At 71.6% G+C, this 24,378-nt stretch carries 23 protein-coding genes and 1 riboswitch; of the genes, 15 read left to right on the forward strand and 8 right to left on the reverse strand.

Translation table 11 applies throughout. From position 1 onward, the window contains the following. Positions 1-278 precede the first annotated feature (278 nt). Entirely contained in the window at positions 279-827 is a 549-nt protein-coding gene (locus tag ACZ60J_RS16825) for a GlcG/HbpS family heme-binding protein (RefSeq protein WP_469682586.1), read from the forward strand. A gap of 35 nt (positions 828-862) precedes the next feature. Further along, a complete protein-coding gene (locus ACZ60J_RS16830) occupies positions 863-2,344 on the forward strand; it encodes a M1 family metallopeptidase (RefSeq protein WP_469682587.1) in 1,482 nt (493 codons plus the stop codon). Positions 2,345-2,350: 6 nt separating this feature from the next. Here the strand turns inward: ACZ60J_RS16830 and ACZ60J_RS16835 are convergent, their stop codons facing one another. Continuing rightward, entirely contained in the window at positions 2,351-2,872 is a 522-nt protein-coding gene (locus tag ACZ60J_RS16835) for a GNAT family N-acetyltransferase (RefSeq protein ID WP_469682588.1), read from the reverse strand. An 85-nt stretch (positions 2,873-2,957) separates the two neighbouring features. After that, positions 2,958-3,533, reverse strand: coding sequence for a TerD family protein (locus ACZ60J_RS16840; protein WP_327253510.1), 576 nt, complete (start codon positions 3,531-3,533; stop codon positions 2,958-2,960). A gap of 222 nt (positions 3,534-3,755) precedes the next feature. Here ACZ60J_RS16840 and arfB point away from each other — a divergent pair, with 222 nt between their 5' ends. Then, the gene (arfB, locus tag ACZ60J_RS16845; RefSeq protein ID WP_254386643.1) at positions 3,756-4,181 is read left to right on the forward strand and encodes an alternative ribosome rescue aminoacyl-tRNA hydrolase ArfB; all 426 of its coding nucleotides are present in this window, start codon (positions 3,756-3,758) and stop codon (positions 4,179-4,181) included. A gap of 52 nt (positions 4,182-4,233) precedes the next feature. On the opposite strand, the gene ACZ60J_RS16850 is transcribed toward arfB, so the two are convergent. Next, entirely contained in the window at positions 4,234-4,839 is a 606-nt protein-coding gene (locus ACZ60J_RS16850) for a flavin reductase family protein (protein ID WP_469682590.1), read from the reverse strand. A gap of 348 nt (positions 4,840-5,187) precedes the next feature. On the opposite strand from ACZ60J_RS16850, the gene cdgB reads away from it, so the two are divergent. Together cdgB and ACZ60J_RS16860 are read left to right on the forward strand one after the other, a co-directional pair. Beyond that, entirely contained in the window at positions 5,188-6,918 is a 1,731-nt protein-coding gene (gene cdgB / locus ACZ60J_RS16855; RefSeq protein ID WP_469682592.1) for a diguanylate cyclase CdgB, read from the forward strand. A 68-nt stretch (positions 6,919-6,986) separates the two neighbouring features. Beyond that, on the forward strand, positions 6,987-8,006 hold the full coding sequence (locus ACZ60J_RS16860) for a CBM35 domain-containing protein (RefSeq protein ID WP_469682594.1): 1,020 nt from the start codon (positions 6,987-6,989) through the stop codon (positions 8,004-8,006). A gap of 16 nt (positions 8,007-8,022) precedes the next feature. On the opposite strand, the gene ACZ60J_RS16865 is transcribed toward ACZ60J_RS16860, so the two are convergent. The 3 genes from ACZ60J_RS16865 to ACZ60J_RS16875 all read right to left on the reverse strand — a co-directional run bounded on the left by ACZ60J_RS16865 (position 8,023) and on the right by ACZ60J_RS16875 (position 11,216). Then, the gene (locus ACZ60J_RS16865; RefSeq protein WP_469682596.1) at positions 8,023-8,949 is read right to left on the reverse strand and encodes a 1-phosphofructokinase family hexose kinase; all 927 of its coding nucleotides are present in this window, start codon (positions 8,947-8,949) and stop codon (positions 8,023-8,025) included. A gap of 174 nt (positions 8,950-9,123) precedes the next feature. After that, a complete protein-coding gene (nagA, locus tag ACZ60J_RS16870; protein WP_469682597.1) occupies positions 9,124-10,284 on the reverse strand; it encodes an N-acetylglucosamine-6-phosphate deacetylase in 1,161 nt (386 codons plus the stop codon). Beyond that, a complete protein-coding gene (locus ACZ60J_RS16875) occupies positions 10,284-11,216 on the reverse strand; it encodes an ROK family protein (protein WP_274551720.1) in 933 nt (310 codons plus the stop codon). Before ACZ60J_RS16875 ends, nagA begins: the two co-directional genes overlap by 1 nt. A 227-nt stretch (positions 11,217-11,443) precedes the next feature. On the opposite strand from ACZ60J_RS16875, the gene ACZ60J_RS16880 reads away from it, so the two are divergent. From ACZ60J_RS16880 to otsB, 3 genes are read left to right on the forward strand one after another with little or no spacing between them, the layout of a single operon-like run. Continuing rightward, positions 11,444-12,760 carry an extracellular solute-binding protein gene (locus tag ACZ60J_RS16880; protein WP_469682599.1) on the forward strand — a complete coding sequence of 439 codons (1,317 nt, stop codon included), beginning with the start codon at positions 11,444-11,446 and terminating at the stop codon, positions 12,758-12,760. Between the two features lie 58 nt (positions 12,761-12,818). Continuing rightward, positions 12,819-13,070: a DUF3263 domain-containing protein gene (locus ACZ60J_RS16885; RefSeq protein WP_250744542.1), complete on the forward strand. Its 252-nt coding sequence runs from the start codon at positions 12,819-12,821 to the stop codon at positions 13,068-13,070. A gap of 60 nt (positions 13,071-13,130) precedes the next feature. Next, entirely contained in the window at positions 13,131-13,985 is an 855-nt protein-coding gene (gene otsB, locus ACZ60J_RS16890) for a trehalose-phosphatase (protein ID WP_469682601.1), read from the forward strand. 201 nt (positions 13,986-14,186) lie between these two features. On the opposite strand, the gene ACZ60J_RS16895 is transcribed toward otsB, so the two are convergent. Together ACZ60J_RS16895 and ACZ60J_RS16900 are read right to left on the reverse strand one after the other, a co-directional pair. After that, positions 14,187-15,566 (reverse strand): alpha,alpha-trehalose-phosphate synthase (UDP-forming), encoded by a 1,380-nt coding sequence (locus ACZ60J_RS16895; RefSeq protein WP_469682602.1) that lies wholly within the window; start codon positions 15,564-15,566, stop codon positions 14,187-14,189. Between the two features lie 97 nt (positions 15,567-15,663). Continuing rightward, positions 15,664-16,650, reverse strand: coding sequence for a glucosyl-3-phosphoglycerate synthase (locus ACZ60J_RS16900; protein WP_469683248.1), 987 nt, complete (start codon positions 16,648-16,650; stop codon positions 15,664-15,666). A 195-nt stretch (positions 16,651-16,845) separates the two neighbouring features. Then, positions 16,846-17,004: riboswitch (SAM riboswitch) on the forward strand. Positions 17,005-17,021: 17 nt separating this feature from the next. On the opposite strand from ACZ60J_RS16900, the gene thrC reads away from it, so the two are divergent. From thrC to ACZ60J_RS16935, 7 genes are all read left to right on the forward strand, one after another. Then, positions 17,022-18,332: a threonine synthase gene (thrC, locus tag ACZ60J_RS16905; protein WP_469682604.1), complete on the forward strand. Its 1,311-nt coding sequence runs from the start codon at positions 17,022-17,024 to the stop codon at positions 18,330-18,332. Positions 18,333-18,366: 34 nt separating this feature from the next. Beyond that, the gene (locus ACZ60J_RS16910; RefSeq protein ID WP_250744537.1) at positions 18,367-18,645 is read left to right on the forward strand and encodes a ubiquitin-like small modifier protein 1; all 279 of its coding nucleotides are present in this window, start codon (positions 18,367-18,369) and stop codon (positions 18,643-18,645) included. 411 nt (positions 18,646-19,056) lie between these two features. Then, a complete protein-coding gene (locus ACZ60J_RS16915; protein ID WP_469682606.1) occupies positions 19,057-19,266 on the forward strand; it encodes a cold-shock protein in 210 nt (69 codons plus the stop codon). A 368-nt stretch (positions 19,267-19,634) separates the two neighbouring features. Next, positions 19,635-21,257: a chaperonin GroEL gene (gene groL, locus ACZ60J_RS16920; protein WP_469682608.1), complete on the forward strand. Its 1,623-nt coding sequence runs from the start codon at positions 19,635-19,637 to the stop codon at positions 21,255-21,257. 192 nt (positions 21,258-21,449) lie between these two features. Beyond that, the gene (locus ACZ60J_RS16925; RefSeq protein ID WP_469682609.1) at positions 21,450-22,061 is read left to right on the forward strand and encodes a phosphoribosylanthranilate isomerase; all 612 of its coding nucleotides are present in this window, start codon (positions 21,450-21,452) and stop codon (positions 22,059-22,061) included. 118 nt (positions 22,062-22,179) lie between these two features. Next, on the forward strand, positions 22,180-23,640 hold the full coding sequence (locus ACZ60J_RS16930; RefSeq protein WP_469682611.1) for an alanine/glycine:cation symporter family protein: 1,461 nt from the start codon (positions 22,180-22,182) through the stop codon (positions 23,638-23,640). 106 nt (positions 23,641-23,746) lie between these two features. Beyond that, the gene (locus ACZ60J_RS16935; protein ID WP_469682612.1) at positions 23,747-24,349 is read left to right on the forward strand and encodes a Uma2 family endonuclease; all 603 of its coding nucleotides are present in this window, start codon (positions 23,747-23,749) and stop codon (positions 24,347-24,349) included. The last annotated feature ends 29 nt before the right edge of the window (positions 24,350-24,378 follow it).

The raw sequence follows: 24,378 nt of genomic DNA on the forward strand, positions 1-24,378 counted from the left end.
ACCCCGGTCCTCAAGCGCCGGACGGCTGGGTTCGCTGCGCCCGGTGTTCGGGCGCCGGACGGCTGGGAGGGACCCGTGCGGCTGGGGCGGAGGGGGTTGGGGGTTCAGGTTTGCCGTCCGGAGGACCATCGCGCATCAGCCGATCGGTTGACCCCGGCGTCAACCGGTGGGGGGCGGGTTCGGAGCCGGTACGGGGACGGGGTGGTGGGGGTGGCGGGGAGAGGCTTGGAGCAACGGCAGGACAGCCCGCCGTGCCGACGTTCACAGGAGCAGCAGACATGAAGACCCGCACCCGCGTTCTCACCGGTACCGCCGTCGCCGTCGCCCTCGGCGCGGGAGCCTTCGGCGCGGTCAGCGCCAACGCCGCCCCGGCCTCCGCTCCGGCCGTCGCCGTTGCGAAGAAGGACGGCGACAAGAAGAACTTCACCACCACCACGCACCTCACCATCGACGCCGCCACCCGCGCCGCCCAGGCCGCGCTGGACGCCGCCGAGAAGGAGAACCAGAAGGTGACCGTCGCCGTCGTCGACCGCAACGGCAACACCATCGTCACGCTCCGCGGTGACGGCGCCGGCCCGCAGTCCTACGACTCGGCGCAGCGCAAGGCCTACACCGCCGTGTCCTGGAACGCCCCGACCTCGGTCCTCGCCGGCCGCCTCGCGCAGGCCCCGAACCTGAAGGACATCCCCGGCACCCTCTTCCTCGGCGGCGGGACCCCCGTCCAGGCCGACGGCGCCCCGGTCGCGGGTGTCGGCGTGGCCGGCGCCCCGAGCGGTGACCTGGACGAGAAGTTCGCCAAGGCCGGCGTGGACGCCCTCGCCAAGTAACGAGGACCAGCGTCCCGGGACGTAGTCTCGAACGCGTGCATCACCGCGTTCTCTCCCGCCTCGCCGCCCCCGCCGTCGCCACCCTGCTCGCCCTCACCACGGGCTGTACGGGGGAGACCGTGCAGGGGCGGCCGGGTGCGTCGGGGGTGCGCGACCCGTTCTTCCCCAAGGCCGGCAACGGCGGCTACCAGGTCGAGCACTACTCCCTGGACCTCGACTACGACCCGGCCGACGGGCAGCTGCACGCCACCGCCGTGATCACCGCCCGTGCCGAGCAGGGGCTCAGCTCCTTCAACCTCGACCTGAGCGGGCTGGAGGTGGAGGGCGTGAGCGTGCAGGGCGTCGGGGCCCGTTTCAACCACACCGGCAACGAGCTGACGGTGCGCCCCGCCGAGGACCTGGAGAAGGGCGAGGTCTTCCGTACGGAGATCGACTACTCCGGCCGGCCCAAGGTGGTCACCGACCCCGACGGGTCCGAGGAGGGGTGGATCGTCACGCGAGGGGACACCCCGGGCGGCAAGGGCGCGGTGGGCGTCGGCGAACCCGTCGGGTCGATGGCCTGGTTCCCGGGGAACCACCACCCGAGCGACAAGGCTACGTACGACATCACGGTGACCGTCCCCCGCGGGTACGAGGCCGTGTCCAACGGCGAGCTGCGCTCCCGTACGGAGGAGCCCGGTGAGGGCGGGGAGGGCGACGGGCGGACCGTGTTCGCCTGGCACTCCGCGGAGCCGATGGCGAGCTACCTGGCGACCGTGGCCGTCGGGAAGTTCAAGGTGACGACGGGGCGGACCGCTTCGGGGATCCCCGTCTACACGGCGGTCTCGCCCGGGGAGGCGGCGGCGAGCGAGCCGGTGCTCGCGCGGCTGCCCGAGATGGTGGAGTGGGGCATCGGGCGGTTCGGCCCGTACCCCTTCTCGGCGACGGGCGCGATCGTGCTGCCCGCGCACAGCCTCGGCTACGCGCTGGAGACGCAGACCCGGCCGGTGTTCCCGGGGGCGCCGGGCAGCGAGGAGCTGGTGCTGCACGAGCTGGCGCATCAGTGGTTCGGGGACTCGGTGTCGCCGAAGTCCTGGAAGGACATGTGGCTCAACGAGGGTTTCGCCACCTACGCCGAGTGGCTGTGGTCCGAGGACCACGGCGGTCCGAGCGCGCAGCAGCACTTCGACGCCTACGTCGCCGGGGACACCCGCGTCGACGCGGCGGCGGGCTCGGACTGGGACGCCTTCCCGCCGGCCGCCCCGCGCAGCCCGAAGGAGATCTCCGCTTCACCGGTGTACGGGCGCGGGGCGATGGTCCTGCAGCGGGTCCGGCAGGAGGTCGGCGACGAGAAGTTCTTCGCCCTCGTCCGGGGCTGGGCGGCCGACCACCGGCACGGGAACGCGAGCACGGCCGACTTCACCGCCTACGCGGAGGAGAAGACGGGCCGTGACCTCACGAAGGTCTGGGACGTGTGGCTGTACGGGAAGGACCGCCCCAAGGCCCCCAAGGCCGCCAAGGCGCCTTCGGCGCCGTAGCTCCGCCTACAGCGCCTTGCGCAGGACCGTGCAGGGGCGGCCCATCTCGCGGTCGGCGGCCCCCCGGCGCAGGGTGACGTAGCCCTGGGACTGCCAGAAGGCGAGGGCCTTGTCGTTGGCGTCGAGGACGGCGATCCGTACGCCCGACCGTCCCGCATCGCGGAAGCGGTCCTCGACCATGGCGACCACGGCGCGGCCGTATCCCTCGCGGTGCGCGGTGGCGTCGATGAGCAGCAGGCCGATCCACGGATCGGGGTCCTCGGAGGCCGGATCGGGGTGCCGGGCGAGGGTGGCGGCCAGGCCTACGAGGCGTCCGGCGGAGCGGGCGAGGAGGACCTCGGCTCCCTCGTGCGCGAGCTCGTCGGCGAGGGCGGCGGCGACCTGCTCGACCGTGATGCGGCCGGGGTCGGGGAAATCGCCGCTGAGCTCGAAGAACGCGTGGTTGGTCGCGTAGAGCGTGGCGATTTCGGTGAGGAGCGGGCCCGGCAGGGCGCCGTCCTCGAGGGGAGCGAGCGGCAGGAGGATCACGTACCGAACGGTAGCGAAGCCCCCTCCCCGGACGGCCGGGAGGGGGCTCCAGAACAGACGCGTCCTGGGACGCGGGCGCTCAGGGTCAGACGTTGACGCCGAAGTCCTGGGCGATGCCGGTCAGGCCGGAGGCGTAGCCCTGGCCGACGGCGCGGAACTTCCACTCGGCGCCGTTGCGGTACAGCTCGCCGAAGACCATGGCGGTCTCGGTCGCCGCGTCCTCGGAGAGGTCGTAGCGGGCGATCTCGGCGCCGCCGGCCTGGTTCACGACGCGGATGTACGCGTTGCGGACCTGGCCGAAGTTCTGGCTGCGGGTCTCGGCGTCGTAGATGGAGACCGGGAAGACGATCTTGTCCACGTCGGCCGGCAGGCCGGCGAGGTTGACGTTGATGGCCTCGTCGTCGCCCGCGCCCTCGCCGGTGCGGTTGTCACCGGTGTGCACGATGGTCTGGTCCGGGGTGGACTTGTTGTTGAAGAAGACGAAGTGGCCGTCGGAGACGACCTTGCCGAGCGCGTTGACCGCGATGGCCGAGGCGTCCAGGTCGAAGTCGACACCGGTGGTCGTGCGGGTGTCCCAGCCCAGGCCGACCGTGACGGCCGCGAGGCCCGGGGCCTCCTTGCTGAGCGAGACGTTTCCGCCCTTGGAGAGGCTTACTGCCATGGTGACTGGTGTCCCTTCCTAGTCTCACTTGGTCTCACTTGTCGTATCGACCGTGAGGCTGCCCAAGTTACCGCTGACCTCCATAACGCGGGGAGAGGGCCGCCAGGTTCCGCATCCGCGGAAATGTCCGCGATCCGGTCGGCGATCCGGTGGGGTACCGGTGGGGTACGGGTCCGGGAAATGCGGGTGACGGGGTCCCGGCGGGCACGGATCATAGGAGGCATGCCTGGTCCCTATGTCATCCGCGGTTCGGTCGTGCTCCCCGAGGGCGAGCTCGCCTGGCGCTTTTCGCGGTCCTCGGGGCCGGGCGGCCAGCACGTGAACACCTCGGACTCGCGCGTGGAGCTCCTCTTCGACGTCGCGGCGACGAAGTCGCTGCCCGACGTGTGGAAGGAGCGGGCGCTGGAGCGCCTCGCCTCCCGGCTGGTCGACGGGGTGGTGACGGTACGGGCCTCCGAGCACCGCTCGCAGTTCCGCAACCGGGAGATGGCGCTGGTCCGGCTGGCCGCGCTGCTGGCCGAGGCCACGGCGCCACCGCCGAAGGCGCGCCGGGCGACGAAGATCCCCCGGGGGATCAACGAGCGGCGGCTGCGCGAGAAGAAGGCCCGCGGCGAGACCAAGCGGGGCCGCACGGCGCGGGATTGGTAGGGCCGGGGGGAAGGCGGACTCGGGACCGAAGGGGACTCGGGCCGAAGGGGGCTCAGGCCTCCAGGTGCCGGTAGCGCCCCCGGAAGTACGTCAGCGGCGCGGAGTCCGGCGCCGGCTGGGCGGCGGTGAGGACGTGGCCGATGACCAGCGTGTGGTCGCCCGCCTCGACGCGGTTCTCCGTACGGCACTCCAGGGTGGCCAGCGCCCCCGACAGCAGCGGGGCGCCGGAGACGCCGCCGCGGGTGTGGGGCAGGTCCGCGAAGAGCAGCCGGTCGCTGATGCGGTTCTTCATCGAGAACCGGCTCGCGACCTGGAGCTGGTGGTCGGCGAGCACCGATACCGCCCACAGCGGCTGCTCGGCCAGCAGGTCGTCCATCCGGGAGCCCTCGCGCACGCTGACGAGGACCAGCGGTGGTTCCAGGGACACGGACATGAAGGCGGTGGCCGTCATGCCGACGTCCTCGCCCCGCGGCCCGCCGGCCGACAGGGGCGGCTCCTGCGCGGTGATCAGGCACACGCCCGCCGCCAGTCGGGACATCGCGGCCCGGAACTCGTCGTTGCTCACCCCCTCAGCATGGGGTGCGGGTACGGAAAGTGGTGTCACAGGGGTCGTAAGGGGCACGTTCGGGACGCTACTGTCACCCCTCGCGCGGCGCATCGGGCTGAAGTCCGAGCAGCGCCCCCGCCCGTTGGCCTAGGCCGTCTCTTTCGGATCTTGCGGGCCCGACAAGATCCGAAAGAGACGGCCCAGGCCGCCCCGGACCGCCGTAGTCCCGGCGTATCGTTTGCTGCCGGGAACAGATCGGGCGAACCGGCCGGAATGAACCCGAGTGGGGCGGGGTGGCGACCGTACCTATTCATCTCATGTGACTTGAGTCACAGAGAGCAAGATTTGTTGACCCTGTGTACCTGCCGCACAGCTCACTGTGATTCAGTGGACGGGACACCGCAACGAAGCGCCGATGCAAACCTGGAGTTGCTGTCGAGGTCTCGGGGAGAGCGAGCAATGGAGACCGAGTCGGAGCCGTACGTCCGTCTTGCGACCCTGCGGCAGCTGCACCGGGTGGTGGCCGAGCTCAACACGGCCAGGAGCCTGGCGGACACCCTGCAGACCGTCGTCGACGGCATCGTCCTCGGCCTCGGCTACGAACTCGCCTGCGTCAACCTCGTTCGCCCCGACGGTGATCTGGTCGTCGCCGCCTTCGCCGGAGACCCCGCCGCAGAAGCCCTGATCACCGGCCGCGTCGGCTCGCGCGCCTCCTGGGAACGCCGCCTGACGATGGGCGAGAACTGGGACGGCCTGCGCTTCATCCCGCACACCGAGGGCTGGGTCCTCGTCGAGGACGACGTCCCGCAGTGGCACACCGAGGGCCCCGACCCGCGGTTCGAGGACGAGTGGCACCCCGAGGACCGGCTCTACGCCCCCATGTACGCCTCCGGCGGCGAACTGCTCGGCGTGGTCTCCGTCGACCGCCCGCGCAACGGACGCCGGCCCGGCGCCTGGGGCCGCGAAGCGCTCCAGATGTACGCCTTCCAGGCCGCGATTGCCATCAGCAACGCCCGGCTCCGCGCCAACATGCAGCGGGCCCTGGTCCGCCTGGAGCGCGAACAGCAAGCCCTGCGCGCCAGTGAAGAGTCGTTCCGCCAGGCCTTCGAGTACGCGCCGAGCGGCATGGCCATCGCCGAGATGGGCGGGGACCAGCACGGCCGCCTGCTGCGCACCAACGACGCGCTGTGCCGGCTGCTGGGACGGCCCGCCTCCGTGCTGCGCCGCTACTCCTTCTCCGACCTCGTGCACCCCGAGGACATCGGCACCCTGCTGCGCACCTCCGCCGAGGGTGGCCGCGCCGAGCTCAGACTCGGCCGGCGCGACGGTACGTACGTCTGGGTCTCGCTGCGCAACTCCGTCGTCGCCGACGCCGCCGACGGGCCGCGCTTCCTGCTCACCCACGTCGAGGACATCGAGGAGCGCAAGCGGCACGAGCTGCAGCTCGCCCACCGGGCCAGCCACGACTCGCTGACCGGCCTGCCCAACAGTGCCGAGCTCCGCTCCCGGCTCGGGGCCCGGCTCTGCCGCCGCCCGCAGTCGGTGCGCGCCACCGCCGTGGAGGCGCTGGACGCCGCCTTCGAGACGCGGCCCCCGGGGGAGGGCCACGGGGTACACGGCGAGCGCGGGGACCACGGCGAGCACGGGTTCCGGCCCGACGGTTTTCCGGAGCCCTTCGAGTTCCCCGGCGGCGTGGGCGGGCCCGGTGGCGCGGGCGGCGGCCCGGCCGGGGTGGGCCCGTACGACCACCACGTGCACACGGTCGCGCCGGCGACGGACATCGACGACGGTACGAAGGGGCTCGCGGTGCTCTTCTGCGACCTCGACGGGTTCAAGTCGATCAACGACCGGTTCGGGCACCACACCGGCGACGCGGTCCTGATCGAAGTGGCCCGGCGGCTGACCACCGGTGTCCGGGACGGGGACACGGTGGCCCGGCTGGGCGGTGACGAGTTCGTCGTCCTCGCCGACGGGCTGGGCGCCGCCGACGCCGCCGACCTCGCCGTGCGGCTGCGCAACGCGATCATCCCGCCGATCCGGGTCGACGGCCGCGCGGTCCGCGTGGGAGCCAGTTTCGGCATCGGCTGGGCGAGCTGCGGCATGTCGGCGGACGAGGTGCTGCGCTCGGCCGACCAGCGCATGTACATCGAGAAGCGGTCCCGTTCGAAGGCGCACCGCCGGGCCGGGTAAACTCTCGGGCCGCCCGTGGGCGCACCTGTTCGGGGTAGGCTCCCCGGGGTCGAAAGGAGTGACCTGCGATGACGACGCCCGCGAACCACGGCCCGAACAACGGGGCGAACCAGCCCGAGGATGACGACCCGTTCGGCTACCTCTACGAGGACGGCCAGGCCGCGGGTGCCACCCCGCCCGGGCAGGGCGGCGGGTACGGCTACCCGGGACCGGCCGGCGCTCAGCCGGGCGTGCCCCGCACCTCGTACAACCAGGTCCGCACCGTCGGTGACCGGCCCCAGCGCGGACAGCGCGGGCCCGTTCCCTATCAGCAGGGCCCCCAGCAGCCCCCGGCCTACCAGGCGCAGTACCAGGCCCCCGAGGCGCTGCAGGCGGGCGGTTACGGCGTTCCGCCGCAGCAGCAGGCTCCGCAGTACACCCAGTCCGTCCCGCTGCCGGGCTCCGGCGGTGGACACGGCGGCGGCGGCTCCAGCCGCAAGGGCATGCTCATCGCGGCCGTCGCGGTGGTCGCCGCGGTGGCGATCGGCATCGGCGCGGCGGTGATCTTCGGCAAGAAGGAAGACACCGACAAGACCAAGAACACGGCGAACACGGGCCAGAGCCCGTCGGCCCCCGCCTCCAACACCCCCTCGGGCCCGCCGAGCGGCTCCGCATCCCCGGACGCCCCGCTGCCCAAGGGCGACGCGGGCGGCTCCGGCATGGTCATCAGCGGGGGCGCCGCGCTGGAGAGCACGGTGCCGGGCGCCAAGAGCTCGGGCGGTCAGTACGTGGGCCAGTTCACCCAGCAGGGTGCCGCCGTGACCTGGACGCTAGAGGTCCCCAAGGCCGCCGAGTACACCTTCCGGATGTTCTACGGCGTGCCGGGCAAGGACGCCAACATGACGCTGACGATCAACGGCCAGGCGCAGAGCCGTGCGATCAACATGAAGAACTTCGCGAAGGCCGGCGAGGGCGACTGGGCGAAGGGGTGGACCAACACCTACTCGTACGTGAACCTCAAGCAGGGCACGAACACCATCAAGATCTCCTGCGAGTCGGGCAACTCCTGCGAGGCGGTCATCGACCAGTTCGTCCTCGAGAAGCGCTGAGTCCGCTCGGAGGGCACTACGCCCCCTCCGTGACCTTCACCGACCCCCGTACCTCCTCGTAGGTGCGGGGGTCGAAGTCTCCCGCCGTGGGGGACGTGACCGTGGCTGCCGAGAGGGCGACCGCGCGGGTCAGGCGGTCCGGCCAGGCCAGGCCTTCGGTGAGGGCCGAGAGGAGGCCGGCGACGGCGGAGTCGCCCGCGCCGGTGGGGTTGCCCGTCAGGGCGCGGGGCGGGGCCGCCCGCCAGGTGCCCAGGGCGGTGGCGGCGAGCAGTCCGTCGGGGCCGAGCGAGGTGACCACCGCGTGGGCCCCGCGCCGGCGGGCGTCGCGGGTGGCGGGGAGCGGTTCGCGGGACCCGGTCAGCTCGGCGAGCTCGGCGGCGTTCGGTTTGATCACGTCGGGGCGGGCGGCGACCCCGCGGCGCAGGGCCTCGCCGCTGGTGTCGAGGAGGACGGGCACGCCGGCCGTGCGGGCCGCCCGTACGAGGGTGGCGTAGGCCCCCACGGGCACGCCCGGGGGCAGGCTGCCGCACAGGGCCACCGCGCGGGCGCCGCCCGTCAGCAGGGCCTCGTAGCGGGAGAGGAACCCGGACCACTCGGCGGCGGTGATCAGCGGGCCGGGTTCGTTGAACTGCGTGGTGTCCCCGGAGGCCTCGTCGACGACGGCGAGGGTGCGCCGGGTGGTGCCCGTGCAGGGGACCAGCTCGTCGCGGACGCCGGGGGAGGAGGTGGCGAGCAGTTCGCGTACGAGGTGGCCCGTGGGGCCGCCCGCGAAGCCGGTCGCGGTGACCTCGTGGCCGATCGCGGCGAGCACGCGGGCCACGTTCAGGCCCTTGCCGCCGGGCCGTTCGGTGACCTCGGTGACGCGGTGGGAGGCGTGCGCGAGCAGGCGCGGTACGCGGTAGGTGACGTCGAGTGCGGTGTTGAGCGTCACGGTCAGGATCATGGCGGGCCCCGGTCTCGGTGTGTGCGGGGATCATGCCAAACGGGGGGCCGCGAGCCCAGCCCCCGGGGGTCGGCCGGGCGCGGGAGTCCGGGCCGGGCGTGGGCGTCCGGGGCGGGCGGGCCCGTCGCGGCCCGCCCGGCCCTGCCCCGTTCCGCCCGCCGCGGGCGGCTCGCGTCAGCCGAGCGGGTTCACGATCCACTCGCCGCGCCGCATGACGCCGCGGACGTCGAAGGCGGCGTCGAGGACGACGAGGTCCGCGTACTTGCCGGGCTCCAGCGAGCCGACCCGGTCGTAGACGCCGATCAGCTTGGCCGGGTTGGCGGAGATCGCCTGGACCACGGACTCGACGGGAAGCTTGTCGAGGGTGACCGACCGCTTGAAGGCGGTGTCCAGGGTGAGGGTGGAGCCGGCGATGGAGCCGCCCTCGACGAGGCGGGCGACGCCCTCCTTGACCTCGACCTCCAGCGGGCCGAGGTGGTAGATCCCGTCGCCGAAGCCGGCCGCGTCCATCGCGTCGGTGATGAGCGCCACCCGGTGCGCGCCCGCGTGGTGGAAGGCCAGCTCCAGCATGGCCGGGTGCAGGTGGGTGCCGTCGTTGATCAGCTCGACGGTGACCCGCTCGTCCTCCAGCAGGGCCGCGATGGGGCCGGGGGCGCGGTGCTCCAGGCCCGGCATCGCGTTGTAGAGGTGGGTGGCCACGGTCGCGCCGGCCTCGATGGCTTCGAGGGTCTGCTCGTAGGTGGAGTCCGTGTGGCCGATCGCCGCGATGACCCCGTGCTCGGCGAGCAGCCGTACGGAGTCCAGGCCGCCGGGGAGCTCGGTGGCGAGGGTGAACATGCGGGCGGCGCCGTGCGAGGCGTCGATCAGCTTGCGGACCTCGGCCGGGTCGGGGTCGCGCAGGAGGTCTTCCTTGTGCGCGCCCTTGCGGCAGGGGTTGATGAAGGGGCCCTCGAAGTGGATGCCCGCGATGTCGCCCTGCTGGGTCAGCTCGGCGAGGAGCCCGGCGCGGCGGGCGAGCTCGTCCAGGTCGCCGGTGACGGTGGAGGCGACCAGGGTGGTGGTGCCGTGCTCGCGGTGGGTCCGTACGCCCTTGAGCACCTCCTCGGCGGTGCCGGAGGTGAAGGAGGCGCCGCCGCCGCCGTGGTTGTGCATGTCGACGAAGCCGGGGACGATCCAGTGCCCGGTCAGGTCGACGACGGCCGCGTCCTCGTGGGCGCTGCCGGCGATGCGGTCGCCGTCGACGATGAGGCGCCCGCCCTTGACGATGCCCGTGGGCAGCACCACGTCGGCGCCGGAGAGAACGGTGCTACGGCCCACATGTGCGCTTCCGGACATCAGGCAGGTACCTCCGTGGCGAGTAGATCCCAGGCGAGCAGCCCTGCACCCAGGCATCCGGCGGTGTCCCCGAGGGCAGCCGGAACGATGTGGGGCAGCCGCTGGAACGTCACGCGTTCCTCGACGGCCGTCCGTAGTGGTGTGAACAAGGTTTCCCCGGCCTCGGCCAGTCCGCCACCGATGATCAGCGTGCGCGGGTCCAGCAGGGTGATCGCGGTGACCAGCCCGTCGGCCAGGGCGCCGATGGCGGCGAGCCAGACCTCCCGGGCGCGTTCGTCGCCGGACTCCACGGCCTTGGCGCAGTCCGCGGCGTCCGCCTCGGGGTCGCCGGAGGCGGCCGCCCAGGCGCGGCTGACGGCGGAGGCGGAGGCGAGGGTCTCCAGGCAGCCGCTCTGGCCGCAGCCGCAGGCGGGGCCGCCGGGGCGGACCACGATGTGGCCGATCTCGCCCGCGTACCCGTGCGCGCCGGCCTCGATGCGGCCGGCGATGCCGATGGCTCCGGCGATGCCGGTGCCGAGGGGGACGAAGAGGAAGCGGTCGGCGCCGCGGCCCGCGCCGATGCGGCCCTCGGCGAGTCCGCCCGTGCGGACGTCGTGGCCGAGGGCGACCGGGATGCCGCCGAGGCGTCTGCCGAGCAGTTCGCGCATGGGGACGTCGCGCCAGCCCAGGTTCGCCGCGTAGACGGCGATCCCGTTCTCGGCGTCGACGATGCCGGGGACGGCCACGCCGGCCGCGGAGGCGGTGGTGGCGAAGCGCTCCCGGCCGAGGTCGAGGAGCTCGGCGGCGAAGTCCTGGATCGTCTCGACGACGGCTTCGGCGCCCCGCTCGCGGCCGGTGGCGCGGCGCGCCTCGTGCAGCAGGGTGCCGTCGGCGGCGACGAGGGCGGCCTTCATCCCAGTGCCGCCCACATCGAGGGCGATGACGTGTTTCACGGGTTTCACGGGTGACAGTCTCGCGTGATCGGAGGGCAAAGGTCTAGTCCACTGAGAGGGATTGTTGAGTGGCCATACAAATTCAGGACCTTCGGCGGCGAGTGCGGTCCGTACGTGTGTGCGCGTGCAGGCCGTGTGCACGTTTGGGCCCGGATGTTGACCACGCCCGAAAGTGGTGTAGACCTTTACGCGAATCGTACGGAACAACCTGGGGTGGAACGAGAACTGTGAAGGCCCGAACTGTCCAGGCCAGAAGGCTGAACCTCGCCGCGTCCGGCCTCGCACTGTGCCTGACCACCGTGACGCTGACCGGCTGCGGCGCCGTGTCGGGTCTCGCAGGGGACAACGAGGTCACCCTCAAGGTCGTGGCGGCCGACTACGGGGACAAACCGGAAAACTCCTCCAAGCCGTACTGGAAGGACCTCGCCGCGTCCTTCGAGAAGAAGAACCCCGGCATCAAGGTCCAGGTCGACGTCTACTCCTGGACCGACGTCGACACCAAGGTCGCCGAGATGGTCAAGGCCGGCGACGCCCCCGACATCGCCCAGATCGGCGCCTACGCCGACTACGCGGCCGAGGGCAAGCTCTACTCCGCCGACGAGCTGCTCTCCGTGAACACCGAGGCCGACTTCCTCGCCCCGCTCGCCGACGCGGGCAAGGTCAGGCGCAACCAGTACGGCCTGCCCTTCGTGGCCAGCACCCGGCTGATGTTCTACAACGAGAAGCTCTTCGCCGACGCGGGCATCATCCCCAAGGACGGCAAGACCCCCTGGCAGCCCAAGAGCTGGGCCGAGCTGGAGGCCGCCGCCAAGAAGCTCAAGGCGGCCGGCGTCCCGACCCCCCTCGCGCTGCCCCTGGGCCGCGAGGAGGCGCAGGCCGAGACCATGCAGTGGCTGCTCGCGGGCGGCGGAGGCTACGCCGACAACGAAGAGAACTACGCGATCGACTCCGCGGACAACGTCAACACCCTGAAGTTCCTGCGCGACAAGCTCGTCGGCGCGGGCCTGACCGGCCCCGTCGAACCGGCCAAGCTGGACCGCCAGGCCGCCTTCGACTCCTTCTCGCGCGGCGAGGTCGGCATGCTCAACGGGCACCCGACGCTGCTCAAGCAGGCCGCCGCGAAGGGCGTGAAGTACGGCATGACCCCCATGCCGACCGCCGACGGGGCCGGCCACCCGACGATGGGCGTCGCCGACTGGGTGATGGCCTTCAAGACCGGCCACCAGACGCAGTCGGGGAAGTTCCTGGACTTCCTGTACGAGGCGAACAACGTGACCACCTTCACCGAGAAGTACGACCTGCTCCCGGTCACCACCAGCGGCTCCCGGGCGATGGAGGCCGCCACCGGAGCCTCCTCGGCGGAGCTGAAGACCTTCCTGCACGCGCTGCCCAACGCCCGGCTCTACCCGGTGGGCAAGAAGTCCTGGGCGGCCGTGAGCGAGGACGTCAAGAAGACCATCGGCACGGCCGTACAGCCCGGCGGACAGCCCGACAAGGTCCTCGGGGACCTCGCGGAGATGGCGCGCAAGGCGGAACCCCGCTGATCCGGAGGCCGGGAGCCGCGGGCCGGGGGCTGTCGGAGGGCGGAGTTAACCTGGCCGTATGACGGACGCGGACGAGAGGCCGCCGGCCGGGCTGAGCGCCGACGAAGCGGCCGTACTGGCCTACGAAGGCCGCACCTGGCCCGGGCCGGGCGCCAAGGAACGGGCCATAAGGGAAGGACTGGGGATGCCCCCGGTCCGGTACTACCAGCTGCTCAACGCGCTGATGGACGATCCCAGGGCGCTGGAGCACGCACCGGGCACCGTGAACCGCCTGCGGCGCATCCGGGAGGCCCAGCGGGCGAGGCGGTAGCGGCAGCGGTCGTGGCCCGCGCCGTAGCCGTGGCCCGGCTGGGCCGTTAGGGTCGTGCGTATGGGGAGCCATCCGCACGATCTGCCGATGCCCGTCACCACCGCCGGACGCGAGGGACTCGAAGCCCTGCTCCGGACACCGCGCCGCTCCGTCGTCGCGCTCGACTTCGACGGCACCCTCGCCGACATCGTCCCCGACCCCGACCAGGCGCGGGCCCACCCCGGGGCCGTCCCCGCGCTCGCCGCCCTCGCCCCCGAGGTCGGCTCCATCGCGGTCGTCACCGGCCGGCCCGCCGGGGTCGCCGTCCGCTACGGGGGCTTCGCCGGGGTCTCCGGCCTCGAACACCTGGTCGTGCTCGGGCACTACGGAGCCGAGCGCTGGGACGCCGTGACCGGCATCGTGCACGCTCCGGCCGAGCACCCGGGGGTGGCGGCGGTCCGGGCGGAGCTGCCCGGGTTCCTGGACGCGATCGGCGCGTGGCGCGGGACCTGGATCGAGGAGAAGGGCCGGGCGCTGGCCGTCCACACCCGGCGTGCGGCCGACCCGGAAGCGGCCTTCGCGGCCCTGCGCGAGCCCCTGGCGGGGCTTGCGGCCCGGCACGGCCTGATGGTCGAACCGGGACGGGCCGTACTGGAGCTGCGGCCGCCCGGCATGGACAAGGGCGTCGCCCTCACGGAGTACCTCGCGGAGGTGGGCGCGGAGGCGGTGCTCTACGCCGGGGACGACCTGGGGGACCTCGCGGCGTACTCGGCGGTGGAGAAGCTGCGGGCCGGCGGCATGCCGGGGCTGCTGCTGTGCAGCGGCTCGGCGGAGGTCCCGGAACTCGCCGCCCGCGCGGACCTGACCGTGTCCGGCCCGTCCGAGGTCGTCACCTTCCTCTCCGCACTGGCAGCGGAGCTGCGCCGACCTTCTTGATGCGGCCGGTGGGCGGGTGCGGCTCGGTGGGCCCTGTGGGGCGGGGTCCCCTACCCGCCCTTCGCCCGTTCCCCCGGGCTCTGCCCGGACCCGGTCCGCGCTGCGGCACATCCAGCCCCGCCGGCGTGTGAGGCGCGGGGTCCGGGGCGGAGTCCCGGGGAACGGGCGAAGGGCGGGTAGGGGACGGCCCCGCAGGGGCGCTCAGGTGCGGAGGGCGTTCAGTTGGGCGGTGAGCCACTGGGTCGGGGGGAGGGCGGTGGCGGCTGCCGCCAGTCGCTTCGTGCGGTCCGCGCGCTCCGCCGCCGGCATGGTGAGCGCGGCGTGCAACGCCTCCGCCGTGGCCGTCACGTCGTACGGGTTCACCGTCAGCGCGTCCGCGCGGAGCTCCTCGTACGCCCCCGCCCCGGTGGAGAGCACCAGCACGCACCCCGCCTCCGAGACCACCGGGATCTCCTTCGCGACGAGGTTCATGCCGTCCCGCACGGGATTGACCAGCGCCACGTCCGCCAGCCGGTACACCGCCAGGGACCGCGCGAAGTCGTCCTCGACGGAGACGAGCACCGGCTGCCAGCCGGCCGTGCCGAACTCCGCGTTGATCTCCGCCGCCAGCTCCCGCACCGACTGCGTGTACTCCCGGTAGACGGCCAGGTCCTGCCGGGAGGGGTAGGCGGAGGCCAGGTGGACGACCCGCTCCCGCCATTCGGGGTGGGTGAGCAGGAGCTCCCGGTACGCGAGGAGCCCGCGCAGGATGTTCTTCGACAGCTCCGTGCGGTCCACCCGGGCGATCGTCTTCAGCCCGCCGATCTCCGCCCGCAGCGCCGCCAGCTTGTCGTCGACCTCCTGCCGGTGCGCGAGCGCGCGCAGCTCGTCGCCGTCGACGCCCAGGGGGTACGGGGTCACCTGCGTGAGCCGGGCCGGCCCGCGCTCGCCGTCGACCGCTGCGCTGCCGAGGAAGTTGTCCGCCCACTCCCGGGTGTGGAAGCCGAGGCGGTCCGCCCCGAGCATCCCGCGGAGCAGCTGGTCGCGGATGTCGTCCGGCAGCATGCGCAGGAACTCCGGCGCCGCCCACGGCGTGTGCGTGAAGTGCCCGATCCGCAGGTCGGGGCGGAGCTCCCGGAGCATTCCGGGGGCCAGCGCCAGGTGGTAGTCCTGGATCAGGACCACCGCGCCCTCGGCGGCCTCCTCGGCCAGCGCCGCCGCGAAGGCCTCGTTGTACGCGACGTACGAAGCCCAGCGCCGCCGGAACTCCGCGTCGAAGACCGGCTCGCGCGGGATCTCGTACAGGTGGTGGTGGAGGAACCACAGCACCGAGTTCGCGATGCCGTTGTAGGCGCCGTCGTAGACCTCCGGGTCGATCGGCAGCATCCGTACGCCCGGCTCGCGGACCCCGCGCCGTACCGCCTCCCGGTCCGCGTCCGACAGCGCCGCGCAGATCCACAGCGCGTCCGGCTGCTCGGCGAGGGCGGTGGAGAGGCCGGAGACGAGGCCGCCCCCGCCGCGGCGGGCACTGAGCGTGCCGTCCGCGGCGAGGGCGTACGAGAGGGGGCCGCGATTCGCGGCGACGAGCACCTGGGAAGCCATGCGGCGAACCTAGCCCGCCCCGCCTCCGGTCAAACGTCGGCGCCTGCGCGTCCGCCGGACCGAGAGGAAGACCACACCACCGGGTGCCGCGGGGCGCTCATGCCACGCGGCGGTGTGCGTACTCCTCGATGTCCCGCATCGGCGGCCGCTCCTCGGTGTCCACGGCGTAGGTGTGCGGTACGAAGCCCTCCGGGCCGCGCTCGAACTGCGTCAGCTCGGGGCGTACGAGGTGGCCGCGCGAGAGCCGCACCTGCGCCGTGCGGTAGATCGCGGCGGCCATCCGGCCCAGGGCCTGGCCGTCCTGGTGCCGGTGCAGCCGTACGCCGACGTCCACCTGGGCCAGCGCGTCCAGTCCGGCCGTGTGCAGGGCGTCCACCAGCAGGCCCAGCTCGACCCCGTAGCCCACCGGGAACGGCAGCCGTTCCAGCAGCTCGCGCCGTACGGCGTACTCCCCGCCGAGCGGCTGGACGAAGCCGGCCAGCAGCGGCCAGTGGAGGTTGAGGAGGGGGCGGGCCACCAGCTCCGTGACCCGGCCGCCCTGGCCGTGCCCCCTGGCGGAGGGCGTGGAGGCCGGGTCGCCGAACTCCTGGCCAAGGGGGCGGTCGTACATCGCCTTGACGAACCGCACGTCCGGATCGGTGAGCAGCGGGCCGACGATCCCCGAGACGAAGGTGGCCGAGAAATCGCGCAGGTCGGCGTCGACGAAGCAGACGATGTCACCGGTGGTGGCCAGCAGCGAGCGCCACAGCACCTCGCCCTTGCCGGGCACGGCCGGCATCCGCGGCAGCACCTCGTCGCGGTGCACCACCCGGGCCCCGGCCTTGGCCGCGACCTCCGCGGTGCGGTCCGTGGAGCCCGAGTCGATCACGACGAGCTCGTCGACCAGGGGCACCGGCAGACCCTCGATCAGATCGCGCCGGATCACCTCGACGATCTCGCCGACCGTCGCCTCCTCGTTCAGCGCCGGCAACACCACGCTCACCGTGGTCCCCGCTGCCCGCTTGGCGGAAAGCAGCTGGCCGAGCGGTCGGTCGGCGGCGGACCAGGAGCGGTCTGCCAGCCAGCGCTCCACCTCTTCCAGCACCTTCAGCACTCCCTGGTTCTTCACTGTCGTTCACGGGTTTGGACCGAAATGTGATCCATCTCGCGGTTCGGACGGCTGTCTCAACCACCCGGGCCTTCGGTTACAGTCTTGAACAACGCGATGGCCCACCGCATGCCGGGGGGCCCGCGTACAAACGCACCGGCGCGCCACAGAGCGCGTGTGCCGGTGCCATACCGCTCATCCAGAGGGGCAGAGGGACACGGCCCGTTGAAGCCCCGGCAACCCTCCAGTCGGTTCTCGCGATCGCGCATACCAGCGCCGCCAGCGAGGTCCCCGGCTAGGGAAGGTGCCAATTCCGTCTCATGGCGAAGTGCGCCATGGGGAAGATGAGGAGAAAGGGCCTCCCAGTCATGGCTGCACAGTCTGTCGCAACCTCTGCCGAAACCGTTGAAAGCATCGCTTCCGGTACTCCTGTCGATCTCGGTCCCGCCACCGGCCTTTCCTGTCGTGAGTGCGGTACCCGCTTCGAGCTCGGCCCGATCTTCGCCTGCGCCGAGTGCTTCGGCCCGCTCGAAGTCGCCTACGAGCTCCCCCTGGGCGACCCGGAAGCGCTGCGCGCCGCCATCGAGGCCGGCCCGAACAACATCTGGCGCTACGCGCCGCTGCTGCCCGTCCCGGCGGACGTTGCCTCCAAGCCGAGCCTGAACCCCGGCTTCACCAAGCTCGTGGACGCGGCCAACCTGGCCAAGGAGCTCGGCGTCACCGGCAAGCTGTACGTCAAGGACGACTCCGGCAACCCGACGCACTCCTTCAAGGACCGCGTCGTGGCCATCGCCGTCGAGGCGGCCCGCGCCTTCGGCTTCACCACCCTCTCCTGCTCCTCCACCGGCAACCTGGCCGGCGCCGTCGGCGCCGCGGCCGCCCGCGCCGGCTTCCGCTCCTGCGTGTTCATCCCGCACGACCTGGAGCAGGGCAAGGTCGTCATGGCCGGTGTCTACGGTGGCGACCTGGTCGGCATCGAGGGCAACTACGACGACGTCAACCGCTTCTGCTCCGAGCTCATCGGCGACCCGCTGGGCGAGGGCTGGGGCTTCGTCAACGTCAACCTGCGCCCGTACTACGGCGAGGGCTCCAAGACCCTGGCGTACGAGATCTGCGAGCAGCTCGGCTGGCAGCTGCCCGACCAGATCGTCATCCCGATCGCGTCCGGCTCGCAGCTCACGAAGATCGACAAGGGTCTGCAGGAGCTGATCAAGCTCGGCCTCGTCGAGGACAAGCCGTACAAGATCTTCGGTGCCCAGGCCGAGGGCTGCTCGCCCGTCTCGACCGCCTTCAAGGCCGGTCACGAGGTGGTCCGCCCGCAGAAGCCGAACACCATCGCCAAGTCGCTGGCCATCGGCAACCCGGCGGACGGCCCGTACGTCCTGGACATCGCGCGCCGCACCGGCGGCTTCGTCGAGGACGTCAACGACGAGCAGGTCGTCGAGGCCATCAAGATCCTCGCGCAGACCGAGGGCATCTTCGCCGAGACCGCGGGCGGCGTGACCGTCGGCGTGACGAAGAAGCTCATCGAGAACGGTCAGCTCGACCCCTCGCTCACCACCGTGATCCTGAACACCGGTGACGGGCTCAAGACCCTGGAGGCGGTGGCCGCCGACAGCGGCCAGACCGCCACCATCCGCCCGAGCCTGGACGCGTTCCGCGCCGCCGGCCTGGCCTGATCCTCCTCCTGCACACCGGAAAGGCAGTAGCGCCATGAGCGTCAACGTCCGCATCCCCACCATCCTGCGCACCTACACCGGCGGCCAGGCCGAGGTCTCCGCCGAGGGCGCGACCCTCGAGGAGGTCATCCAGTCCCTGGAGGCGAGCCACCCCGGCATCGCCGCGCGCGTCCTGGACGACCAGGGCAAGCTGCGCCGCTTCGTCAACGTGTACGTGAACGACGACGACGTGCGCTTCGAGGGCGGGCTGCAGACGTCCACTCCGGACGGTGCCGGCGTTTCGATCATCCCCGCCGTCGCGGGCGGCTGCTGAGGCCCTCGGAGCCCCGTAGCGCTCCGCACGTCGCGGAAACCGAGTTGCCCCCTCCGTTACCAAACGGAGGGGGCAATTCTGCTTGGTTGGGCGCGGTAGAGTTGGGGAAGTCCCCTCCGCTGTTCTTGCCCGCCGCATATGAGCGGGTCGCGTGAGGGTTGACATTGAGTCAACATGCAAGTGCGCTATGGGTCGTTGGTGGTGTTTGTCCGGCCCGAGTTGCCCTGGAATATTCCTGGTTTTCACCCTATTTCAATCTTTTGCCGTGTCCAGAATTCTCGTCGGAATGACCTGTTGCAGACAGCAGCGGTGCGGATACATTCAGCCCCGGTCGAGGCGTTCCGGCGCAAGTTCTGACCCGGGACCGCGAAGTGCGGTCCTGCGCAAGGGCCAGTAATAGGGGAGTTAGGCATGGCTCAGGGCACCGTCAAGTGGTTCAACGCGGAGAAGGGCTACGGCTTCATCGCGGTCGACGGTGGTGCGGATGTGTTCGTCCACTACAGCGCCATCCAGATGGACGGGTACCGCACCCTTGAAGAGGGTCAGCGGGTCGAATTCGAGATCTCGCAGGGCCAGAAGGGTCCGCAGGCGGACATGGTCAAGCTCGCCCCCGTCGGCTAGTCCGGGCGCGATCGACCACCGACACGTACGCGGCCACGCACGGCGGCCGCGCACGACGGCACAACGGCATCTGTACGAGGGGCCCACATCCTGGACACGGGATGCGGGCCCCTCGTGCGTGAGGGCTCCGGGGCCCTTGCGGTGTCCGGGTGTTCATCCCGGGTTGCCCGAAGCCGCTTGCACTCGGGGGGGCCGAGTGCTAATCATTGGCGTTAGCACTCTCCGAGTGAGAGTGCTACTAAACGAGGACCGGGTCGGTGAGGCCCGCAGGGTCCGGCGGGAAGAAACCGCCGGGCACGCAGGCCGTCCGTCGCGGGCGCGGGCGCGGTCCGGGAGCAATCCACCGCTGTCCGGGAGGACCACTTCAGATGGCCAAGATCATTGCGTTCGACGAGGAGGCCCGCCGCGGCCTCGAGCGTGGGATGAACCAGCTCGCCGACGCCGTCAAGGTCACCCTTGGCCCCAAGGGTCGCAACGTCGTCCTTGAGAAGAAGTGGGGCGCCCCCACGATCACCAACGATGGTGTCTCCATCGCCAAGGAGATCGAGCTCGAGGACCCGTACGAGAAGATCGGCGCCGAGCTGGTCAAGGAAGTCGCCAAGAAGACGGACGACGTCGCCGGCGACGGTACGACCACCGCCACCGTCCTCGCCCAGGCGCTCGTCCGCGAGGGCCTGCGCAACGTGGCCGCCGGTGCGAACCCGATGGCCCTCAAGCGCGGTATCGAGAAGGCCGTCGAGGCCGTCTCCGCCGCCCTGCTGGCGCAGGCCAAGGACGTCGAGACCAAGGAGCAGATCGCTTCGACGGCCTCCATCTCCGCCGCCGACACCCAGATCGGCGAGCTCATCGCCGAGGCCATGGACAAGGTCGGCAAGGAAGGCGTCATCACGGTCGAGGAGTCGCAGACCTTCGGCCTGGAGCTCGAGCTCACCGAGGGCATGCGCTTCGACAAGGGCTACATCTCGGCGTACTTCGCCACCGACATGGAGCGCATGGAGTCGTCCCTCGACGACCCGTACATCCTGATCGTCAACTCCAAGATCGGCTCGGTCAAGGACCTGCTGCCGCTCCTGGAGAAGGTCATGCAGTCCGGCAAGCCGCTGCTGATCATCGCCGAGGACGTCGAGGGCGAGGCGCTCTCCACCCTCGTCGTCAACAAGATCCGCGGCACCTTCAAGTCCGTCGCCGTCAAGGCCCCGGGCTTCGGTGACCGTCGCAAGGCCATGCTCGGCGACATCGCCATCCTCACGGGCGGCACGGTCATCTCCGAGGAGGTCGGCCTCAAGCTCGAGAACGCCGGTCTCGACCTGCTCGGCCGCGCCCGCAAGGTCGTCATCACCAAGGACGAGACCACCATCGTCGACGGTGCCGGTGACAGCGACCAGGTCCAGGGTCGCGTCAACCAGATCCGCGCCGAGATCGAGAACTCCGACTCGGACTACGACCGCGAGAAGCTGCAGGAGCGCCTGGCGAAGCTCGCCGGCGGTGTTGCGGTCATCAAGGCCGGCGCCGCGACCGAGGTCGAGCTCAAGGAGCGCAAGCACCGCATCGAGGACGCCGTTCGCAACGCGAAGGCGGCCGTCGAAGAGGGCATCGTCGCCGGTGGCGGCGTGGCCCTGCTGCAGGCCTCCTCGGTCTTCGAGAAGCTCGAGCTCACCGGCGACGAGGCGACCGGCGCCAACGCCGTCAAGCTCGCGCTGGAGGCCCCGCTCAAGCAGATCGCCGTCAACGGTGGTCTCGAGGGTGGCGTCGTCGTGGAGAAGGTCCGCAACCTGGCCGTCGGCCACGGCCTGAACGCCGCGACCGGCGAGTACGTCGACATGATCGCCGAGGGCATCATCGACCCGGCGAAGGTCACCCGCTCCGCGCTGCAGAACGCGGCGTCGATCGCGGCCCTCTTCCTCACCACCGAGGCCGTCATCGCCGACAAGCCCGAGAAGGCCGGCGCCGCTGCCGGCGGCGGCATGCCGGGCGGCGACATGGACTTCTGATCCACCCCGGGCTCCGGCCCGACGGTAGATCGGCTGTTCGCACCACGTACCGAGGGCGGCACCCTCTCCTCACGGAGGGGGTGCCGCCCTCGGGCGTTCGCGCGGGCCGCGGGGCCGTCTCTTTCGGACCGTGCCGTGTCCGGCCCCTGGGGCGGGCCGCACCGGCCGCCCGAGCTTTGGTTGACTGCAGGTATGACTGATGTGTTCGTCAAGATCTGCGGGCTCAAGACCGCGCACGACGTCGAGGTCGCCGTGGCCGCCGGAGCCGATGCCGTCGGCTTCGTGTTCGCGCCCGGCAGTCCCCGTACGGTCGATGCCGCGACGGCGCGGGCGCTGGTCGCCGGGGTGCCGGACGGGGTGCTGACCGTGGGGGTGTTCCGGGGGCAGTCCGTCGCCGAGGTGCGGCGGTTCGCGCAGGAGAGCGGCGTACGGGGCGTGCAGCTGCACGGCGAGGAGGGCCCGGAGGAGTTCGCGGCGCTGCGCGCCGAGGGGCGCACCCTGCTGCGGGCGACGGCGCAGCACGTGGAGCGCTGCGGGGAGTACGGGGAGGACCTGCTGCTCCTCGACGCCCCGGACCCCGGCTCCGGCAAGCCGTGGAACTGGGGCTCGGCGGAGTTCACCGCGCCCGCGGGCCGCTGGCTCCTGGCGGGCGGGCTGACTCCGGCCAACGTGGGCGAGGCCCTCGACGTCACCGGGGCGTGGGGGGTGGACGTCTCCAGCGGCGTGGAGAGCGAGCGCGGGATCAAGTCCCCGGACCTCATCCGCGCCTTCATCGCGGCGGCGCGGGGCGTCCAGCGGCCGTGAGGGGCGTCCAGCTGTGGTGAGGAGGGGGCGAAGGGCGGGCGGTGAGGGCCTTCCGTCCCTTCGGCGACGGACGTAGGTCCCTGTCCGCGGGCCTTCCGCCCCGGGGAGACTTCGCATCATGGACACTCTGGATTCGGTGATCGTCAACGTCAACGATCACCTCTGGACCTACCTGCTGATTCCGCTGGTGGTCGGTGCGGGCCTGTACTTCACGGTCCGCTCCCGGGGTGTGCAGCTGCGCCTGCTTCCGGAGATGTTCCGGGTGCTGAAGGAGAAGACCCCGCCGCGCGCCGACGGCCGCAAGCAGGTCTCCTCCTTCGGCGCCTTCACGATCTCGGCCGCCGCGCGCGTCGGTACCGGCAACATCGCCGGTGTCGCCGCCGCCATCACCCTGGGCGGCGCCGGCGCCGTCTTCTGGATGTGGATGATGGCGCTGATCGGCGCGGCCTCCGCCTTCGTGGAATCGGCCCTCGCCCAGCTCTACAAGGTGCGCAACGCCGGCGGCGCCTACCGGGGCGGCCCCGCGTACTACATGCAGCGTGCGCTCGGCAAACGCTGGCTCGGAGTGCTCTTCGCGGTGACGATCACCGTCACCTTCGGCTTCGTCTTCAACGCCGTACAGGCCAACACCATCACCGCCGTGGCCGCAGGCTCGCTCGCCGACGCGGACGGGTCGAACTGGTTCGGCCCCTCCCTCGGCGTGCTGCTGGCCGCACTGCTGGGCCTGGCCGTCTTCGGCGGGGTCAAGCGGCTCTCGTCCGTCACCACGGTCCTGGTCCCGGTCATGGCGATCGTCTACCTGCTGCTCGGCGCGGCGGTGGTCCTCCTCAACATCACCGAGTTCCCCCGGGTCATCGCGGACATCGTCGGCGGGGCCTTCGGCTTCCGCGAGCTGGCGGCCGGCGGCGTCGGCGCGGCGATCCAGCAGGGCATCCGGCGCGGCATGTTCTCCAACGAGGCGGGCCTCGGCTCCGCCCCGAACGCGGGCGCCGCCGCCGAGGTCTCGCACCCGGTCAAGCAGGGCCTCGTACAGTCCCTCGGCGTCTTCTTCGACACCCTCCTCGTCTGCACGATGACGGCCTTCATCGTCCTCGTGACCAACCCGGAGCTGTCCGGCCGCCAGGGGGCGGACCTGACGCAGACCGCGCTCAGCGACACGCTGGGCGGGTGGGCGGGCCACCTGCTCACCGGCGTCGTCTTCATGCTCGCCTTCAGCAGCATGATCGGGAACTACTACTACGGCGAGACCAACATCCAGTTCATCACCCGCAAGCGGTGGGTCCTGCCCGGGTACCGGGTGCTGGTCCTGTCGGCGGTCGTGCTGGGCTCGCTCGGCTCGGTGTCGGTCGTCTGGAACCTGGCGGACGTGTTCATGGGCCTCATGGCCCTGATCAACCTGGCCGCGATCATCCCGCTGTCGGCCATCGCCTTCCGCCTCCTGGACGACTACCTCGCCCAGCGCCGGGCGGGCCTGGAGCCGGTCTTCACCCGCGACCGCATGCCGGACCTCAAGGGCATCCAGTGCTGGGACCCGATCCGCACGACGGTCCCGTCCTCCCAGGCCCCGGAACGGGTGTAGCGGGGGTTTTCGTACCCCGATCGTGGGACGTTGAACGAAGCGGCCGCATGCCGTGAAACCGTCGGTCTACGCTCGCTGGCATATGCCGAGCGAGAGGAAGCCCGCGATGGCCGCAGCCATGGTCGAGCCCGGCCCGAACGCCGACGGCCGCACGTGGGAGTACCTCCTGCAGAGCTGGCGTGACCTGGACGTGCCGGAGGGCTGGCGCGCGGAGATCGACCGAGGGCAGATCACCTTGGGGCCTCCGCCCCACCGCCACCACAACGGAATCGCGGCCAAGGTGCATCGTGCCCTGTACGGGGTGGTGCCGCCCGAGTGGGGTGTCTACCAGATGCTCGGCATCCACATCTCGGCGCTGGGCAAGCTCTACGTGCCCGACCTGGTGGTCGCCCCGTCCGCGCTGGTCGAGGCCGTGGAAGCCGATGTCTCCGATCCCGTCGACGCGGCCGACGCTCTGCTCGTCGTCGAGGTCACCTCCAAGAGCAATGCCGAGGACGACCGCAAGAAGAAGCTCTGGGCCTACGCCCACGCCCCCGTCCCGGTCTACCTCCTCATCGACCGGTTCGACGAGCACGGCCCCACGGTCACCCTGTTCACCGAACCCCAGAACGGCGCCTACAAGCACGCCGCCCGCGTGGCCTTCGGTGACGAGCTGAGCCTCCCCGAGCCCTTCGTGCTGGTGCTCGACACGGGGAGTTTCCCGCACTGATCCGCTAGCCCCCAGAAGCGCGTCCGAAG

Source organism: Streptomyces sp. NPDC104226, from assembly GCF_055584085.1.